Here is a 15,820-nt window from a genome sequence, read left to right as displayed (position 1 = left end):
CGAAGCACCCTGATCACGCGGATCTTCCCGGGGCCCGGCTAGCCTTTGCCGGTGAGCGCGCCGCTGTTCCTGGTCGAGTCGCTGCCCTCCGGTGACTTCCTCACCCTCGACGGACCCGAGGGGCACCACGCCGCCACCGTGCAGCGGTTGCGCGCGGGGGAGGAGTTGCTGCTCGCGGACGGCCGCGGCGGCATCGCCACCGCCGTGGTCACCGCGGTCGGCCGCGGCCGGCTCGACGTCGCGGTCGGCTCCCGCCGGTACGTCCCCGCGCCCGCCCCGCGGCTCGTGGTGGCGCAGGGCATCGCCAAGGGCGACCGCGGCGAACTCGCCGTGCAGGCGATGACCGAGGTCGGGGTGGACGAGATCGTGCCCTGGGCGGCCGCCCGGTCCGTGGCGCAGTGGCGCGGCGACCGGGGCGCGCGGGCCCGCGACAAGTGGGTGGCGACCGCGCGCGAGGCCGCCAAGCAGGCGCGGCGGCCGTGGCTGCCGGTGATCGCGGGAGACCCCGACGAGTCGACCGGCGCGGTCGCCCGACGGCTCTCCGCCGCCGCCGCGCCGCTCGTGCTGCACGAGGAGGCGGAGCTGCGGCTGGCGACCGTGGAACTGCCGACGGGCGGGGACGTCGTACTGGTGGTCGGACCCGAGGGCGGCATCGACCGCACCGAGCTGAGCGTGTTCGAGGAGGCCGGGGCGCGGCCGGTCCGGCTCGGCGAGTCGGTGCTGCGCACCTCGACGGCGGGGGTGGCCGCGCTGGCCGTGCTGTCGGCGCGGCTCGGCCGCTGGTGACGGGGCCGCCCCGGTCCCGCCGTCGGGTCGACCCGCGGGACCGGGGCGGCGGGCGTCACAAGCTGGCCGCGGCCGAGGCGATCTGCGAGGCGAACGTGCTCACCTCGGTGTAGACGCCCGGGTAGTTCGGGCGGGCGCAGCCGTTGCCCCAGCTGACGATGCCGACCTGGATCCAGGCGTTCGCCGCGTCGCGGCGGAACATGGGGCCGCCCGAGTCACCCTGGCAGGTGTCCGTCCCGCCCTGCGGGTAGCCCGCGCAGATCTCCTCGCTCGGGATCAGGTCCGGGTAGGACTGCCGGCAGCTCGTGTCGCTGACGAACGGCACCTGCGCCTTGAGCAGGTAGCGCTGCTGCGAGCCGCCCTCGCGGTTCGCGCCCCAGCCGGCGACCGTGAAGGTGCCGCTGTTGTACGCGGTGGTGGTGGCGATCTTCAGCGTCGGCAGGTTGACCGGGCTGGCCAGCTTGATCAGCGCCCAGTCCTTGCCACTGCCGTTGTAGCCCGGCGCGCGGTAGACGTACGTGGACCGGACGGTGATCCGGCTCGACGACTGCAGGTCGACCGAGCCCATCGTGGCGGTGATGCTGGTGTTCGCGCCGGTCCGGCCCACGCAGTGCGCGGCGGTGAGCACGATCTGCGTGGTGTAGAGCGCCCCGCCGCAGCCCATCGAGAGCCGCACCATGAACGGGAACTCACCCTCGGCGGCCCGGGTGCCGCCGACGACGAACGGCGTGACGTCGGACTCCGGCGCGGCCGCGGCCGGGGAGGCCACCGCGGCACCGCCGAACGCCATCGCGGTCAGCGCGGCGGCGGCCGCGCCGAACAACTTCTGCCAACGAACCATGCGCTCCTCCAGCCGGGTGGACGTGTCACGGACACGCCGATGATCAGTGCCGGCAGCGTACGAAGCGCGATAGAGACATGACAATAAGTCGATGGCATACCAGTTGCGTCATAGCGACGCGCTCAACTGCGCAGGTAGGACGCTCCGTTCAGGTCGATGATCGTGCCGGAGGCCCACTCGGCCTCGGGCGAGGCGAGCCAGTGGACGGCGGCGGCGATCTCCTGCGGGCGGGCGACGCGGTTGAACGGGCTCTGCGCGCGGATCGCCGCGCCCCGCTCCGCCTTGAGGTGCTCGTTGGTCATGTCGGTCTCGACGAAGCCGGGCGCGACGGCGGCCACCGCGATGCCGTACGGGCCGAGCGCCACCGCGAGCGACTGGGTGAGCGAGTTGAGCGCGGCCTTGCTGGCGCCGTACGCCGGCTGGTTCGGCTCGCCGCGGAACGCGCCGCGCGAGGAGACGTTGATGATCCGTCCGCCCCGCTGGCGCATGTGCCGGGCGGCGCACCAGATGGCGTTCGCGGCGCCGACCAGGTTGGTGTCCAACGTGTGCCGCCACTGCTGCTGCCACTGTTCGTACGTGGTGTCGAGGACCGGGTGCGGCTGGTAGACGCCGGCGTTGTTGACCAGTACGTCCAGCCCGCCGAGCCGCTCGGCGGCGCCGTCCACCATGCGTTGCACCGCCGCCGGGTCGGTCAGGTCGGCGCGGAGCACCACGTGGCCCTCGCCGGGCAGCGACGCCACCAGTTGTTCGGCCAGCTCCGCCGAGTCGCGGTGGTGCACCGCCACCCGGTCGCCGCTCGCGGCGAAGGCCGCCGCCACCGCCCGCCCGATCCCCCGGGAGGACCCCGTCACCAGCACCGCTCGTCCCGTCATGCGCCCCATCATGCCGGCTGCGGCAATTCGCCCGTCGCGTGACGCCCCGCGTGGCCCTGCCTACCATGCCTGGGTGAACACTGACTGCGTCTTCTGCCGGATCGTCGCCGGCGAGCTCCCGACCACCGTGGTGCGCGAGACCGAGACCACGCTGGCGTTCCGCGACCTCGACCCGAAGGCCCCGGTGCACGTCCTGGTGATCCCGAAGGAGCACCACGCGGACGTGGCCGCGCTGGCCCTGGCCGACCCGGCGCTCGCCGGCGACGTGCTGGCGACCGCCGCCGAGGTGGCCGAGGCCGAGGGGCTGCGCCCGGACGGCTTCCGGTTGATGTTCAACACCGGCCGGTACGGCGGCCAGGAGGTGTTCCACGCGCACGCGCACGTGTTGGGCGGCGCCCCGCTGGGCCCGATGCTCGCCCGCTGACGCCGGCGTTGGGACGGCGCCCTTCCGCGTCGACAACCGATAACGAGGGGCCCTTCCCTTCGCCGGGAGTATGCTGCGGGTGATCTTGGAAGGGGAGCGGGATGGCTGACGTGGGCCGCCGGCTGGAGCGGATGGTGCGGCAGACCCAGGCGGAGTCGCGGGTGCCCGCGCTCGCCGCGGCGCTGCACCGGGCCGACCGTCCGCTCTGGAGCTGCGCGGTGGGCGGGACCGGCACGGATGCCCCACTGACCCCGGCCAGCCGCTTCCGGATCGGATCGGTGACCAAGACGTTCACCGCCGTGCTGGTCCTGCAGGCCCGCGACGACGGGCTGCTCGACCTCGACGACCCGATCGGGCGTCACCTGGAGGTGCCCGCCCACGGCGAGCTGACCGTGCGCCGGCTGCTGTCGCACACCGCCGGCCTGCAGCGCGAGCCGTACGGTGACGTCTGGGACACCCTGCGCGCCCCCGACGTCGGCGGGTTGATCGCGGACCTCGCCCGCGCCGAGCGGGTGCTGCCGTCGGGACGGCGCTACCACTACTCCAACCTGGGGCTGTCGCTGCTCGGGCACGCGGTGGCCCGGCTGCGCGGTGGCACCTGGGCCGAGGTGCTGGCGGACCGGATCCTCACCCCGCTCGGGCTCACCGGGACCGCCGTCGCCCCCGGTCCCGAGGCCGTCACCGGATTCCTCGTCGACGCGTACTCGGATCACGCCCGCCCGGAGCCGCCCGCCGACTTCGGCGCGGTCGCACCGGCGGCGCAGCTCTGGAGCACCGCCGGCGACATGGCCCGCTGGGCCGCCTTCCTCGCCGACCCGGCGGCGCTCGACCCGCGCGCCGAGGTGCTGCGGGCCGCGACGCTGGACGAGATGCGGTGGCCGGCGACGGTGACCGACGAGTCGCTCTGGGCGGCCGGGTTCGGGCTCGGCCTGATCCTGCTGCCACAGGGGGACCGGGTGATGCACGTGGGGCACGACGGGGCGATGCCCGGTTTCCTCGCCGCGGTCTACGGCCGGCGCGGCGGCGCCGGCACACCCGGCGCGATGGGCTGCGCGGTGCTGGGCTCCTCGGGGACCGCTGCGGCGACGCTGGAGCTGCCGCACCGGCTGCTGGAGGCCGCCGTCCGGGAGGACCCGGCCGAGATCGTGCCCTGGACGCCGGGGGAGCCGGCACCGGCGGCGTACCGGTCGGTGCTCGGGCGCTGGTGGGGCGAGGGCTTCGAGCACGTCTTCTTCTGGCGCGACGGGGCCCTGCGGGCGCGCGGGGCGGACGACCCGGCGGGCAGGCCCCCGGCGGTCTTCGCGCCGCTGCCGGACCAGCCGGACGTGCTGCGTACGGTCTCCGGGCGGGAGGTGGGCGAGCTGCTGCGGCTCACCCGGGACGGCTCGGGCGCGGTGGTGCGGATGCACTGGGCGACGTACCGGTTCACCCGTACGCAGGAGACCTTCGACGGCGTGCCGGTGAGCGAGCCGTAGTCGCTGCTGAACCGGGGTACAGGGGCGCGGGACGCGTGGAAATGGACGCGGTGCGTCCGGCGTTGAGCCGATACGATGGGAAACACGTCCGCATGCCGCGCCACAAGGGGGCGGCACCGAGATCGAGAGCAGGTGGCGTAGGCCCGCGGGCCGACCTATGACCGGCACCCCACCTCCCGGGCCCGCCCGGGTGCAGACCAGGATCACGGTTCCCGATCCGCAGATCATGGTTAACCTCCTCGGCGCAGGAGACGAGATCCTGCGGCTGGTCGAACGATCGGTCGACAGCGACGTCCACGTGCGCGGCAACGAGATCACGATCACCGGCGCTCCCGCGGAGAACGCGGTCGCTGAGCGCCTCTTCAGTGAGCTGATCGAGCTGATTGAGAAGGGCGAAACACTGACCACCGACGCCGTCCGGCGCACCGTGGGGATGCTCGCGCAGGGCACCACCGAGCGGCCCGCCGATGTCCTCACCCTCAACATCCTGTCCCGGCGGGGGCGGACGATCCGTCCGAAGACGCTGGGCCAGAAGCGGTACGTCGACGCGATCGACGCGAACACGATCGTGTTCGGCCTCGGCCCCGCCGGCACCGGCAAGACCTACCTGGCGATGGCGAAGGCCGTGCAGGCGCTGCAGGCCAAGCAGGTCAACCGGATCATCCTGACCCGGCCCGCCGTCGAGGCGGGGGAGCGGCTGGGCTTCCTGCCCGGCACCCTCTCCGAGAAGATCGACCCGTACCTGCGCCCGCTCTACGACGCGCTGCACGACATGCTCGACCCGGAGTCGATCCCGAAGCTGATGGCGGCGGGCACGATCGAGGTCGCCCCGCTGGCGTACATGCGCGGTCGCACCCTCAACGATGCGTTCATCATTCTCGACGAGGCGCAGAACACCACGCCCGAGCAGATGAAGATGTTCCTGACCCGGCTCGGCTTCGGCTCCAAGATCGTCGTGACCGGCGACGTGACCCAGGTCGACCTGCCCGGCGGCGTCACCAGCGGTCTGAAGATCGTGCGGGGCATCCTGGAAGGGCTGGAGGACGTGCACTTCGCACAGCTGGGCAGCGCCGACGTCGTCCGGCACAAGCTGGTCAGCGACATCGTGGACGCGTACGCGCGCTACGACGCCGAGCGCGAGGTCCAGCAGGGCCAGGGCGTGCACGCCGTGCCGGGCCGGACCGCACAACACGGCGGCCGCGCGAACCGGCGTCGATAACTCACCGGGGGATCAGTTGTCCATCGAGATCGCCAACGAGTCGGGCGTCGAGGTCGACACCGACGCCGTGCTCGCCGTGGCCCGCCACGCGCTCAACGAGATGGGGGTCAACCCGCTCGCCGAGCTCTCCATCCTGCTCGTCGACGTGGAGTACATGACGGAGCTCAACCACCGCTGGATGGGTGGGGACGGCCCGACCGACGTGCTCGCGTTCCCCATGGACGAGGGGAGCGTCGACCACGGTCCGGGCGAAGTGAGCGCGGGCGAGCCGGGGCTGCTCGGCGACATCGTGCTCTGCCCCGACGTCGCGGAGAAGCAGGCGGCGGCGGCCGGGCACTCGCCCGCCGACGAGCTGCACCTGCTGACCGTGCACGGCGTCCTGCACCTGCTCGGCTACGACCACGCCGAGCCCGACGAGGAGCGCGAGATGTTCGCGCTGCAGGCCCGGCTGCTGACCAGCTGGCGGGCCGCGCAGACCCGGTAGTGGGCGGCGCTTCAGCGGCGCCGGCGGCGGCCGTCTCCGGCCTACCCGACCTGCAACTGCTGGTCTTCGCCGCCGGGCTGTTCGTGCTGGCCGGGATCTTCGCGATGACCGACGCCGCGCTGGTCGCCGTCTCGCCGGCGCGCGCCGCCGAGCTGGCCCGCGACAAGGTGCGCGGGGCGCGGGCGTTGCAGATCGTCGCCTCCGACGTCGTCCGCCATCTCAACCTGCTGTTGCTGTTGCGGCTGCTCTGCGAGCTGACCGCCACGACGCTGGTGGCGCTGGTCGCGGTCGACACCTTCGGCGCCGGCTGGACGGCCGCGCTGGTCACCGCGGGCGCGATGACCGTCGTCAGCTTCGTCGTGGTCGGGGTGGCGCCGCGCACGCTCGGACGCCAGCACGCCTACGCCGTCGGCCGCGCCACCGCGCCGCTGGTGCGCGGGCTGGGCCGGGCGCTCAACCCGCTGGCCTCCCTGCTCATCCTGATCGGCAACGCGGTCACCCCCGGGCGCGGCTTCCGCGAGGGCCCGTTCGCGACCCAGGTCGAGCTGCGCGAGCTGGTGGACCTGGCCGAGCAGCGCGGCGTGGTGGAGCACGGCGAGCGCCAGATGATCCACTCCGTCTTCGCGCTCGGCGACACCATCGCCCGCGAGGTGATGGTGCCGCGCACCGAGATGGTCTGGATCGAGTCGACGAAGACGCTGCGCCAGGCGCTCGCGCTCTTCCTGCGTTCCGGCTTCTCCCGGATCCCGGTCATCGGCGAGAACGTCGACGACGTGCTGGGCATCGTCTACCTCAAGGACGTGATCCGCCGCGTGCAGAGCGGCGACCCGCGAAGCGACCTCGTCCCGGTCGTCGAGCTGATGCGCGAGGCGATCTTCGTGCCGGAGTCCAAGCCCGTCGACGACCTGCTCTCCGAGATGCAGGCCGCCCGCACCCACCTGGTGATCGTGGTCGACGAGTACGGCGGGACCGGCGGCCTGGTGACCATCGAGGACATCCTCGAGGAGATCGTCGGCGAGATCACCGACGAGTACGACGTGGAGCGTCCGCCGATCGAGCGCCTCCCGGACGGGGCCGTCCGCGTCACCGCCCGGCTTCCCATCGAGGATCTCGGCGAGCTCTTCGACGTCGAGTTGCCGGCCGACGAGGTCGAGACCGTGGGGGGTCTGCTGGCCCAGGCGCTGGGCCGGGTGCCGATCCCCGGGGCGGCCGCTACGGTGGGCGGGTTGCGGCTCGTCGCCGAGGGGACCGCCGGCCGGCGTAACCGCATCGACTCCGTGCTCGTGCGCCGCAGCACCGAATCCGACGGACCCGAGGGGTCCGAGTTCGACGCGTCGGGCCCGGATGGCCGGGCCGGGGCGGCGGAACGAGCACCAGAGCTGGTCCGAGGAGAGGCAACCCGTTGATGTCCGAGTCATCCGCCGCGCCCGCCGGGGCGGCCCCCGCGTCCGCCCCGGAGCTGAGCGCCGAGGACGCGAAGCTCGTCACGTTGGCCCGCGGCGCCCGCGCCCGGGTCGGGGCGATCGAGGGCGCCGCCGTCCGCGACCAGGACGGCCGGACGTACGCGGCGGCGAGCGTGTCGCTGCCGTCGCTGACCATCACCGCGCTGCAGCTCGCGGTGGCGTCCGCGGCCGCGGCCGGCGCCACCCGGTTGGAGGCGGCCGCCGTGGTCACCGAGGCCTCGACGCTCGACGGCGCCGGCCACGCCGCCGTCCGGGACATCAGCGCCGACGCGCCGATCCACGTGGCCGCCCCGGACGGCACGATCCTCGGGACGGTGCAGGAGTGAGCGCCCCCGACGGGCGCGCCGCCCCGGTGGCGGCGCCGGCGCGCCGGGACGCGCCGACCTACCGCGCCGGATTCGCGTGCTTCGTCGGCCGGCCGAACGCCGGCAAGTCCACGCTGACCAATGCGATCGTCGGCCAGAAGATCGCGATCACCTCCAACAAGCCGCAGACCACCCGGCACGTGATCCGCGCCGTGCTGCACCGGCCGGACGGCCAGCTCGTGCTCGTCGACACGCCGGGCCTGCACCGGCCCCGCACGCTGCTCGGCGAGCGCCTCAACGACCTGGTCCGGGAGACGTGGAGCGAGGTCGACGTGATCGGCCTCTGCATCCCCGCCAACGAGCCCATCGGGCGGGGCGACCGCTTCATCACCGGCGAGATCGCAGCGCTCAAGGCCACCGTGCTCGCCGTGGTCACCAAGACCGACCTCGTCGACAAGAAGCGGCTGGCCGAGCAGCTGCTCGCGGTCAGCGAGCTCGGCGACTTCGCCGACATCGTGCCGGTCAGCGCCGTCTCCGGCCACCAGGTCGACACGCTGGTCGACGTGATGGCCCGCTACCTGCCCCCGTCGCCGCAGCTCTACCCCGACGACATGCTCACCGACGAGCCGGAGCAGGTGCTGATCGGCGAGTTGATCCGGGAGGCCGCCCTGGAGGGCGTCCGCGACGAGCTGCCGCACTCCATCGCGGTGGTGGTCGAGGAGATGCTCCAGGAGGGCGCGGTCACGAAGATCTACGCGGACGTCTACGTGGAGCGCCCGAGCCAGAAGGCGATCGTGATCGGGGCGAAGGCGAGCCGGCTCAAGCAGGTGGGCACGCGCGCGCGGCAGGAGATCGAGGCGCTGCTGGACAAGCGCGTCTACCTGGACCTGCACGTCCGGGTCGCGAAGGACTGGCAGCGCGACCCGAAGCAGCTGCGCAAGCTCGGCTTCTGACGCGCCGGGACGGTCGACGCGACGCGTTCGCCGCCCCGACACCGCGCCGCGCCTGCCGGGGCGCCCGCGCCGGCCGGACCGGACGGCGCGCCCACTTCTGTACGCGGCCGCTCGGCGTGCCGCGCTGACAATCCCGCGAGTGTGGATTTTTTCACCCGTCCGGTTACGGCCGGGGCGTTCCCCGCTGTCCCGACCTGGGTAGGTCGGTAGCGACCCCTGTGACTTCCTGGGATGCCGTTCCCAGGTTCCTGCGATACGTATGAGTTGATGCGAAACAGATACCTGGATCTGCTGCGCTTTCTGGCAATCATCCGAGTTGTCGTCTACCACGCCACGGGCTGGGCCTCCCTGTCCCTGGTGTTCCCGGCGATGTCCGTGATGTTCGCCCTCGCCGGATCCCTGATGGCCGCCTCGTTGGACCGCTCCGGTCCCGCGGCGGTGCTTCGCCGTCTGCGCCGACTGCTGCCGTCGCTGTGGCTGCTCGCGGCGATCTTCGTGCCGGCCATGCTGCTCACCGGACTGACGGTCAACTGGCGGCTCCTGTACTGGCTGCTGCCGCTGACCGACGCGCCGACCAACAGCTGGGGCGCGCTGGCGTTGAGCCCGATCTGGTATCTGCGCGACTACCTCTGGTTCGTGCTGCTCTCCCCGCTGGCCCTGCCGCTGTTCCGACGCTTCCCGGTGCCCACGCTGGTCGCGCCGTACCTGCTGCTGCTCGTCGTCGAGTTCGGCGGGCTCGGGGTGCACCCGGTGGTGCGGGACATCGGGCTCTACTTCGGCGCCTGGCTGCTCGGCTTCGCTCACCACGACGGAATGCTCCGGCGGATGTCGCGCCGGGCGCTCGTTGGGATCGCCGCCGCTCTCGGTGCCGCCGGCGCCGGCTGGATCTTCACCCACCCCGGGCCGCGCGGCTACGACATCAACGACATCCCGCTCGGCAACGCCCTCTGGTCGATCGGTTTCGTGCTGATCCTGCTCGGCCTGGCGCCGGGCCGCGCCGCCTGGATCGACCGCAGCGCCGCGTTCGCCCGGGCGGTCACCGTGCTCAACCAGCGGGCGCTGACCATCTACCTGTGGCACATGCCGATCCTGCTCGGCATCTTCGCGCTGACCGCGCCGTTCGGCGTGAACCGCACGACGTGGCCGGGACTCGCGCTGCAACTGACGCTGCTGGCGCTGCTGGTCGCCCTCGCGGTGGTGCTGTTCGGGTGGGTCGAGGACCTCGCCGCGCGGCGCCGGCTCGCGGTGCTGCCCGCACCCCGCCGCCCGGCGACCGCGCCGGTGGTCACCCGGGAGATCGGCACCCCCTCCGGGCTCCGGCCCGGCCCGGCTGTCCCGGCCGCGACCGCGCCGGCCGACGCGGTCGCGGCCGGGCGGTGAGCGTCAGCGTCGCCGCACCGTGACGTCGCCGCTTCCGGTCTCCAGCTCCAGCAGGTGCGCGCCGGCCGGCTCGTGCGTCACGTCCACGTTCCTGCTGCCCGAGCCGGTGGTCACCGCCACCCGGTAGCCGGCCGACGGCACCGTCAGCTCGATCGACCCGCTGGACGCGTGCGCCCGCACGTCGGCCGGGCTCGTCAGCCCGAGCGTGATGTCGCCCGAGCCGGTCTCCGCGTCGACCCGGCTCCGACCGAGGCCGTGTGCGTCGATCGAGCCCGAACCCGTGCGCGCCGAGACCCCGCCGGCCGCGTCCACCAGCCGGATGTCGCCCGAGCCCGTCCGCGCCGTGACCGCCCCGGAGGGCCGGATCACGGTGATGTCCCCCGAGCCGACCGTGACGTCGATGGCCGACACGTCCGTCAGCTCCAGGTCGCCCGACCCGTTCTCGCCGCGCACGGACACGCCCTCCGGGGCGAGGATGTCGTACGAGACGCTGCACTGGCGGCCGCAGTCGGTCTCCACGGCCAGCACGGCGCCGTCGATCCGGTAGGTCGCCCCCGGCTCGTCGCCGCGGTAGCGCACCTCCCGCTTGATCCGCACCGCCGACACCGGGCCGGTGCGGATGACGATGTCGCCGCTGCCGGGCGCGATCGTGATCTCGGTGATCTTCACCGCCTCCGTGTCGGTGAAGTCGAGCTGCCGTTCGGCGAGCACGGCGCAACCGGGCAGCGCGACGAGGGCGGCGGCGCCGAGCGCGGCGGCGAAGGTCCGCGAGGAATCCATGACCGGACGCTACGGCCGGTGGGCGCCGGGGCACATCCGGCGCGCCCCACGAGCGCACCCGGAGCCGACCCTGAGACGCGCATCAGGGGCGTCGGCAGATCATCCGCGCCGGCGGGCGGGGCAGAATGGCGGGGTGCCCGGATACCGCCGCCCGCTCTACCGCGACGACGCGGTGGTGCTGCGCGTCCAGAAACTGGGCGAATCGGACCGCATCATCACGCTGCTGACCCGCCGGCACGGCCGCCTCCGGGCGGTCGCCCGCGGCGTACGCCGCACCACCTCGCGGTTCGGTGCCCGCCTGGAGCCGTTCGGCCACATCGACGTGCAGCTCGCCGGCGATCCCGACGGGCACGGCCCGGCGCTGCAGTCGGTGAGCCAGGTCGAGGGGATCAACCTGTACGGCAAGCGGTTCCTCGAGGACTATCCGCGCTACACGGCGGCGAGCGCGATCGCGGAGACCGCCGAACGGCTCACCCCGGTCGAGGGCGAGCCGTCGCTGCGGCTCTTCCTGCTCACCCTCGGCGCGCTGCGGGCGCTCGCCGACGCCGAGCACGCCGCGACGCTGGTGCTCGACGCGTACCTGCTGCGCGGCATGAGCCTCGCCGGCTGGGCGCCCGCGCTGGTGGAGTGCGCCGTGTGCGGCACGCCCGGGCAGCACCGCGCGTTCTCCGTACCGGCCGGGGGTTGTGTCTGCCCGGACTGCCGCCCACCCGGCGCCGCCCATCCGGCGCCCGCCACCATCGACCTGATGTCCGCGCTCACCTCGGGCGACTGGCGGGTGGCGGACGCCGCCGAGCCCGCCACCCGGCGCGAGTGCAGCGGCCTGGTCGCCGCGCACCTGCAATGGCACCTGGAGCGCGGGTTACGCTCGCTGCCGCTGGTCGACCGGAACCCAGGAGAGCGCTCTTGATCAAGTCCATGAGCCGTCGCCGCGCGCGGCGCGAGCCCACGCCGCCCACCCCGCACCCCTCCGGCGCCCGGCCGCCGGCGCTGCCCGCCGACGCTCTGCCCCGGCACGTGGCGGTCGTGATGGATGGCAACGGCCGGTGGGCCAAGGAGCGCGGCCTGCCCCGCACGAAGGGGCACGAGCAGGGGGAGTTCTCGCTCTTCGACACGATCGAGGGCGCGATCGAGCTCGGCATCCCCTACCTGTCGGCGTACGCCTTCTCCACCGAGAACTGGCGGCGCTCGCCGGACGAGGTGCGCTTCCTGATGGGCTTCAACCGCGACGTGATCCGGCGCCGCCGCGACCAGCTCGTCGACCTCGGGGTCCGGGTGGTCTGGTCGGGCCGGGCCGGGCGGCTCTGGAAGAGCGTGATCAGCGAGCTGCAGACCGCCGAGGAGATGTCGCGGGGCAACTCGACGCTGACGCTGCAGTTCTGCGTGAACTACGGTGGCCAGGCGGAGATCGCCGACGCGGCGGCCGCGATCGCCCGGGACGTGGCGGCCGGCAGGGTCGACCCGGACAAGGTCAACGAGAAAATGATCGCGCGCTACCTCTACCACCCCGAGGTCCCCGACGTCGATCTCTTCCTGCGCCCCTCCGGCGAGCAGCGCACCTCCAACTTCCTGCTCTGGCAGTCCGCGTACGCCGAGCTGGTCTTCCTGGACACGCTCTGGCCGGACTTCGACCGCCGTCACCTCTGGTACGCCTGCGAGCTCTACGCCCAACGCGACCGGCGCTTCGGCGGCGCCCTGCCGAACCCGGTCCCGCCCTCCGCCTGAGGCCTGCGCGTTCCGCCGCCGTTGATCCGACCCCGCTGCGGGTGCGTCTGTCGTCGTTCCAGCGACAACAGATGCACCCGCTCCTGGGGCCCCGCGCAGCCGGGGGTCGGGCATGCGACTTCGGCGATGTGTGCCGGTCAGCCGATCAGTGGCCGGAACGTGCCGAGCAGGACGCTCACGGTCAGCGCGAGCCCGGCCAGCGCGCCGGCCACGATGATCAGCGCCGCGTCCGCGGCGGTGAAGCGCTGCCGCCGGGCCACGGTGCGCGGGGTGCCGGCGTCGAAGCCGCGCGCGTCCATCGCGGTCGCGAGCCGGGTGCCGCGGCGGATCGCCCCGACCAGCAGCGCGAACGCGGTGGACGCGAAGAGCCGCAGCTTGGCCAGCGGGTTGCGGCCGGCGTCCACGCCGCGCGCCCGCCGCGCCAGCGTCAGCATCTGCCATTCCATGCCGAGCAGCGGGAGCAGCCGGAACGCGGCGAGCGCGCCGATGGCGAAGCGCGGCGACGTCTTCACGTTCTGGATCAGCGCGTCGGCCAGATCGGTCGGGTCGGTGGTGGCGAAGACGATCACGCCGGGGAGCGCCACCGCGAGCATCCGCAGCACCAGCCCGAGCGCGGTCATCAGCACCCCGGTGGTGACCACGACGGGGCCGGCGTCGACGAGCACCGCGCCGTCCCGCTCGGCGGCGAAGAGCACGAGCGTGACCACGATGCCGACCGCGCCGACGAGCAGCGGCCAGGCCCGCCGGGCCAGGACCCGGTAGCGGACCCCGAAGAGCGGGAGCACGGCCAGCTCGATGGCGATCGCGATCGCCGGGGCGACCGGGTCCACCGTGGCCAGCAGCGCGAGCGAGAACACGAGCGCGGCGCCGAGCTTCGCGACCGGATTGCGGCGGGCCAGCGGCGCGCCGGCCTCCGCGATCGGCGCGGCGAGCGGTGACTCGGTCACCGCGTTCCGCTCCGCTCCAGCGCCACGTGCCGGTCCGCCAGCGACGCCACGAACTCCGCGTCGTGGGTCACCGTCACGATGCCGTGGCCCGCGTCGCGCAGCCCCGCGAGCAGCTCGACCAGCTCCAGCCAGGTGCGCCGGTCCTGGCCGAAGGTGGGCTCGTCGAGCACCAGCAGGCGGGGCGCGGTGGCCAGGGCGGTGGCGACGCCCAGCCGCCGCGCCTCCCCGCCGGAGAGGGTGTACGGGTTGGCGCCGGCGAGCCGGTCCAGCCGCAGCCGCACCAGCAGGTCGTTCACGACGGACCTCGTCTCCGCCTCCGACCGCCCGGTGCGGCGCGGCCCCAGCGCCAGCTCGTCGAAGACGGTGCGGGTGACGAACTGGTGCTCGGGGTCCTGGAAGACCGAGCCGATCCGGGTGGCCAGCGCCGGCGCCCGCCACCGGTGCGGGGGAGTGCCGGCGTCGCGGCCGGCGAGCGCGGACGTGGCGACGACCCGGCCGACGCCCGGCTTGACCAGCCCGCCGAGCAGCAGCGCCAGCGTGGACTTGCCGGCCCCGTTCGGGCCGAGCACGGCGAGCGCCTCGCCGGCCCGTACGGTCAGGTCGGTCGGGCGCAGCCGGGGTGGCAGGCCGAGCCGCTCCGCGGTGATCAGCGTGTCGCCGGTGGGCGCGGTGGCCCGGCGTGGCTGGACCGGGCGGCCGGGCACCCAGACCCCGGCCGCCGCCAGCGCCTCGCCGTGCGCCGCGAATACCGCGTCGGGCGGGCCGTCGGCGGTCACCCCGCCGCCGGGAGTGAGCACCACGACCCGGTCGACCAGCGGGAGCGCCTCCGCGACCCGGTGCTCGACGAGGATCAGGGTGGTGTCGCCGCGAACCGCTCCGGCGACCGCCTCGCGGACCAGCGTCGCGCCGACCGGGTCGAGGTTCGCGGTCGGCTCGTCGAGCAGCAGCAGGTCGGGCCGGAGGGCGAGCGTGCCGGCGAGCGCGAGCCGCTGCTGCTCGCCGCCGGAGAGCGCGGCGGTGGGCCGGTCGCGGCCGTACGGGAAGCCGACCCGGCGCAGCGCCTCGTCGACCCGCGGCCAGATCTCCTCGGCCGGCACGCCGCGGTTCTCCAGCCCGAACGCGACGTCGTCGCCGCAGCGCGCCATCACGAGCTGGGTCTCCGGGTCCTGGAAGACCATGCCGACCCGCTCGCGCGCCTTGCGCGGATCCAGCCCGTCGATCTCGGCGGTGCCCTTCTGCTCGCCCGAGTCCTCGGGGAGCAGCCCGGCGAGCGCGGCGAGCAGCGTGCTCTTGCCGGCCCCGGAGGGGCCGAGCAGCAGCACCCGTTCGCCGTGCTCGATCCGCAGGTCCACGCCGCGCACCGCCCAGGCCTTCCGGCCGGCGTGCCGCCACCCGAACCCGCGCAGCTCAACCGCGCCCACGCCCGCCCCCTTCCGGTTGATCAAGGGATCGGCGGCACGACACGGCGCGCGTTGCGGCTGCCGATCCCTTGATCACGCGTCGGTCCGCACGGGTCAGACGGCCCTGCGTTCGCGGCCGGCGGGAAAGCGGTCCAGCACGCCGGTCTGCGCCAGCGCCCGGGTCAGGGCCCACGCGCCGAAACCCGCGATAACAGTCGAGCTGACGATGGTGAGCAGAGCATAGGGAAGTCGGTAGCTCGTGAGATCGGTCTCGGCGTTCCAGACGACGAAGTCGAACAGCGCGGCGCTCAGGCCGGTCAGCGCGCCGGCGAGGACGGCCGTGGGCATCCGGAACGAGCGGTAGCGGAATGCCGCGAACGCCAACTCCGCGCCGATCCCCTGGACGATCCCCTGGGGGATGACCGTGCCGGCCCACTGGCTGCCCAGCAACGCCGAGATGACCGCCGCGAGCGTCTCGCAGTAGAGCGCGGCGCCGGGCTTGCGGATCACCAGCCCGCCGATCACGGCCGGCATCAGCCAGACGCCGTAGATGAGCGTCTGGGCCGGCGGGAAGAAGGCGAAGGCGGGGTCTGTGGCCCTCCAGACGATGTTCCATGCCCAGAAAACCACGCCGAAAGCCACGGCGATGACCGACGCGACCACGATGTCGACGGTGCGCCAGCGGTTGCCGGTGGGTTGAGTCATGAGTTGCGCTCCCAGTCCTATCGAACCAGGAGAGGACGCACGCCATGACCGTGATGTCGGC

17 protein-coding genes are annotated in these 15,820 nt (G+C 73.7%); 11 read left to right on the top strand and 6 right to left on the bottom strand.

The window, feature by feature from the left end; all coding sequences use genetic code 11:
• Positions 1 to 51: 51 nt before the first annotated feature.
• Entirely contained in the window at positions 52 to 786 is a 735-nt protein-coding gene (locus tag BLW47_RS19315; RefSeq protein WP_091559862.1) for a 16S rRNA (uracil(1498)-N(3))-methyltransferase, read from the top strand.
• Between the two features lie 55 nt (positions 787 to 841).
• Here the strand turns inward: BLW47_RS19315 and BLW47_RS19310 are convergent, their stop codons facing one another.
• Positions 842 to 1,627: a S1 family peptidase gene (locus BLW47_RS19310; RefSeq protein ID WP_091559685.1), complete on the bottom strand. Its 786-nt coding sequence runs from the start codon at positions 1,625 to 1,627 to the stop codon at positions 842 to 844.
• Between the two features lie 122 nt (positions 1,628 to 1,749).
• Complete coding sequence (locus BLW47_RS19305) at positions 1,750 to 2,499, bottom strand: SDR family NAD(P)-dependent oxidoreductase (protein WP_091559859.1); 750 nt, start codon at positions 2,497 to 2,499, stop codon at positions 1,750 to 1,752.
• A gap of 73 nt (positions 2,500 to 2,572) precedes the next feature.
• On the opposite strand from BLW47_RS19305, the gene BLW47_RS19300 reads away from it, so the two are divergent.
• From BLW47_RS19300 to BLW47_RS19265, 8 genes are all read left to right on the top strand, one after another.
• A complete protein-coding gene (locus tag BLW47_RS19300; RefSeq protein WP_245736774.1) occupies positions 2,573 to 2,923 on the top strand; it encodes an HIT domain-containing protein in 351 nt (116 codons plus the stop codon).
• Positions 2,924 to 3,024: 101 nt separating this feature from the next.
• Positions 3,025 to 4,398 (top strand): serine hydrolase domain-containing protein, encoded by a 1,374-nt coding sequence (locus tag BLW47_RS19295; protein WP_091559678.1) that lies wholly within the window; start codon positions 3,025 to 3,027, stop codon positions 4,396 to 4,398.
• Positions 4,399 to 4,555: 157 nt separating this feature from the next.
• On the top strand, positions 4,556 to 5,617 hold the full coding sequence (locus BLW47_RS19290; protein ID WP_091559675.1) for a PhoH family protein: 1,062 nt from the start codon (positions 4,556 to 4,558) through the stop codon (positions 5,615 to 5,617).
• 16 nt (positions 5,618 to 5,633) lie between these two features.
• The gene (gene ybeY, locus BLW47_RS19285; RefSeq protein ID WP_091559672.1) at positions 5,634 to 6,101 is read left to right on the top strand and encodes an rRNA maturation RNase YbeY; all 468 of its coding nucleotides are present in this window, start codon (positions 5,634 to 5,636) and stop codon (positions 6,099 to 6,101) included.
• Positions 6,101 to 7,507, top strand: a complete 1,407-nt coding sequence (locus BLW47_RS19280) for a hemolysin family protein (protein WP_091559668.1) — start codon at positions 6,101 to 6,103, stop codon at positions 7,505 to 7,507. Before ybeY ends, BLW47_RS19280 begins: the two co-directional genes overlap by 1 nt.
• Positions 7,507 to 7,890: a cytidine deaminase gene (locus BLW47_RS19275; RefSeq protein ID WP_091559664.1), complete on the top strand. Its 384-nt coding sequence runs from the start codon at positions 7,507 to 7,509 to the stop codon at positions 7,888 to 7,890. Before BLW47_RS19280 ends, BLW47_RS19275 begins: the two co-directional genes overlap by 1 nt.
• Before the next feature lie 26 nt (positions 7,891 to 7,916).
• Positions 7,917 to 8,822 carry a GTPase Era gene (gene era, locus BLW47_RS19270; RefSeq protein ID WP_091559855.1) on the top strand — a complete coding sequence of 302 codons (906 nt, stop codon included), beginning with the start codon at positions 7,917 to 7,919 and terminating at the stop codon, positions 8,820 to 8,822.
• 267 nt (positions 8,823 to 9,089) lie between these two features.
• Positions 9,090 to 10,202 carry an acyltransferase family protein gene (locus BLW47_RS19265; protein ID WP_091559661.1) on the top strand — a complete coding sequence of 371 codons (1,113 nt, stop codon included), beginning with the start codon at positions 9,090 to 9,092 and terminating at the stop codon, positions 10,200 to 10,202.
• 3 nt (positions 10,203 to 10,205) lie between these two features.
• Here BLW47_RS19265 and BLW47_RS19260 read toward each other — a convergent pair whose 3' ends face one another.
• Entirely contained in the window at positions 10,206 to 10,982 is a 777-nt protein-coding gene (locus BLW47_RS19260; RefSeq protein ID WP_091559657.1) for a DUF4097 family beta strand repeat-containing protein, read from the bottom strand.
• Between the two features lie 133 nt (positions 10,983 to 11,115).
• Between BLW47_RS19260 and recO the strand changes: the two genes are divergently transcribed.
• A complete protein-coding gene (gene recO / locus BLW47_RS19255) occupies positions 11,116 to 11,892 on the top strand; it encodes a DNA repair protein RecO (RefSeq protein WP_091559653.1) in 777 nt (258 codons plus the stop codon).
• An 8-nt stretch (positions 11,893 to 11,900) separates the two neighbouring features.
• On the top strand, positions 11,901 to 12,707 hold the full coding sequence (locus BLW47_RS19250) for an isoprenyl transferase (protein WP_091559852.1): 807 nt from the start codon (positions 11,901 to 11,903) through the stop codon (positions 12,705 to 12,707).
• A gap of 137 nt (positions 12,708 to 12,844) precedes the next feature.
• Here the strand turns inward: BLW47_RS19250 and BLW47_RS19245 are convergent, their stop codons facing one another.
• The 3 genes from BLW47_RS19245 to BLW47_RS19235 form a co-directional block, all read right to left on the bottom strand.
• Positions 12,845 to 13,654 carry an energy-coupling factor transporter transmembrane component T family protein gene (locus BLW47_RS19245; protein WP_091559649.1) on the bottom strand — a complete coding sequence of 270 codons (810 nt, stop codon included), beginning with the start codon at positions 13,652 to 13,654 and terminating at the stop codon, positions 12,845 to 12,847.
• Positions 13,651 to 15,075: an ABC transporter ATP-binding protein gene (locus BLW47_RS19240; protein WP_091559645.1), complete on the bottom strand. Its 1,425-nt coding sequence runs from the start codon at positions 15,073 to 15,075 to the stop codon at positions 13,651 to 13,653. Before BLW47_RS19240 ends, BLW47_RS19245 begins: the two co-directional genes overlap by 4 nt.
• Positions 15,076 to 15,168: 93 nt before the next feature.
• Positions 15,169 to 15,759: an ECF transporter S component gene (locus tag BLW47_RS19235; RefSeq protein ID WP_091559642.1), complete on the bottom strand. Its 591-nt coding sequence runs from the start codon at positions 15,757 to 15,759 to the stop codon at positions 15,169 to 15,171.
• Positions 15,760 to 15,820 lie beyond the last annotated feature (61 nt).

The organism is Micromonospora pattaloongensis (genome assembly GCF_900107255.1).
Lineage (GTDB): Bacteria > Actinomycetota > Actinomycetes > Mycobacteriales > Micromonosporaceae > Micromonospora_I > Micromonospora_I pattaloongensis.
This window is presented reverse-complemented; position numbering and strand designations above follow the sequence as displayed.